General features: G+C 30.0%; 2 protein-coding genes. Both read left to right on the top strand.

Annotated elements, in window-relative coordinates; genetic code table 11:
* Positions 1-309: hypothetical protein (locus B5G32_RS14060; protein WP_204209774.1), on the top strand; the 309-nt coding region annotated here is incomplete at its 5' end.
* 290 nt (positions 310-599) lie between these two features.
* The gene (locus B5G32_RS13490; RefSeq protein WP_239386266.1) at positions 600-1490 is read left to right on the top strand and encodes a PHP domain-containing protein; all 891 of its coding nucleotides are present in this window, start codon (positions 600-602) and stop codon (positions 1488-1490) included.
* Positions 1491-1659: the final 169 nt, after the last annotated feature.

Below are 1659 nucleotides of genomic sequence, written 5' to 3'. Positions count from 1 at the left end.
TTTGGAAAAACATGCCAAAAGAAAACAAAGGACACATTCATAAATCATATTAAGCCTGGATCGCATCTTATACATGACAAAGAAAAAAGTCATAAGATTCTGATAAAAGAATTGAAACTGAGCGATGAATCATATGATGCAAATAAGCTAAAAAAATGCAAAGATAAAGATAATCCATTGAATCCCATAAACAGGCAGTGTTACTTACTAAAACGATTTCTAAGATCTCATCCAGGATTTTCTAGAGATGATATACAGCATTACATTAATCTATATTGCTTTATATCTAATCCCCAGCTGATAAGCTAGAAAAGGTCGAAATGGTACTAAATAGCGCCATACACCTTACCAAATCATTAAGATACAGAGATTTCTATGCTTCAAAATCCCGATAAAATAAGGATTTTGAGGTTTTTAGTAGGCTCACTGTGCAAATAATGATTTTTAAAAAAATATATATAGTTGAAGGAAATCCATCAAGAAAACAATATCAGGAAGATCATCGATTTAAATTTTCTTATTGATATAGTTAATGATTGTCAAACATTTTTTATAATGGGATAATGATTATATCAAGTACATTATAAAGGAGGAGAAGAATGATGACAAAGAGTTATATTGATTTACATATGCATAGTATGTATAGCGATGATGGAGAATATACACCAACACAGTTAGTAGATATGTGTCATGAGGCAGGTGTGAAAATCATGGCTATTGCTGATCATAACTGGGTAAAAGCAAATGAGGAAGCAAAAAAACATGCAGATGAATTAGGAATGACATATATTCCTGCTATTGAAATTGATTGTACATATAAAGGTGTTAATTTACATGTGTTAGGATATGGTATTGATAATCAGGAAGTTTTTAATCAATTAGGTGAAGATATTGAGAAACAGGAACTTGCATACAGTATGAAAAAATTAGAATTAACGAATGCCTTAGGATTTGATTTGAAAAAAGAACAATTAGATGCATTATCAACAAATGGTGTCTATACAGGTGAAATGTTTGGTGAAGCCTTATTGAATGATTCACGATATGATGATCATGAATTATTAAAACCCTATCGTCAAGGTGGAGAAAGAAGTGATAATCCCTATGTGAATTTTTATTGGGATTATTATGCCCAAGGGAAACCATGTTATACAGAGATACATTTTCCAACTTTAGAAGAAACTATACAATTGATTCATCAACATGGTGGAGTTGGCCTGTTGGCTCATCCTGGTAATAATTTAAAAGGACAGTTTGAACTGTTTGATGAAATGGTGGCATTAGGATTAGATGGAGTAGAATGTTTTTCAAGTTATCATACAACAGAAACAAATGAATATTTCTACAATAAAGCTAAAGAACTAAATGTCTTGTATACATGTGGAAGTGATTTTCATGGTAAGACAAAACCATCTATTCATTTAGGAGAAAATGGTTGCTTAAATCCACAGGAAATGGAAGATTGCTTAAAAGCTCATCATCTTATTTAATAGAATGAAACACTACAGTATTGGAAATCAATAGGTAGTGTTTTTAATTATTATTTAATTTGAAAAGTAAATTCTACTTTTTTTAAGACTAAGTTCTACTTAAAAAACATTGATAAGTAGAACTTAATCTTGGAAATGTCATGATTTATATTTTTAATCTTTGTATTTA

Source organism: Massilimicrobiota sp. An80 (assembly GCF_002159255.1).
Classification (GTDB): Bacteria; Bacillota_I; Bacilli_A; order Erysipelotrichales; family Coprobacillaceae; genus Allocoprobacillus; species Allocoprobacillus merdigallinarum.
This window is presented reverse-complemented; position numbering and strand designations above follow the sequence as displayed.

Bases quoted from the DNA above. Each gene is read 5' to 3' on its own strand.
- B5G32_RS13490 (WP_239386266.1), top strand. From the start codon at position 600: ATGATGACAAAGAGTTATATTGATTTACATATGCATAGTATGTATAGC.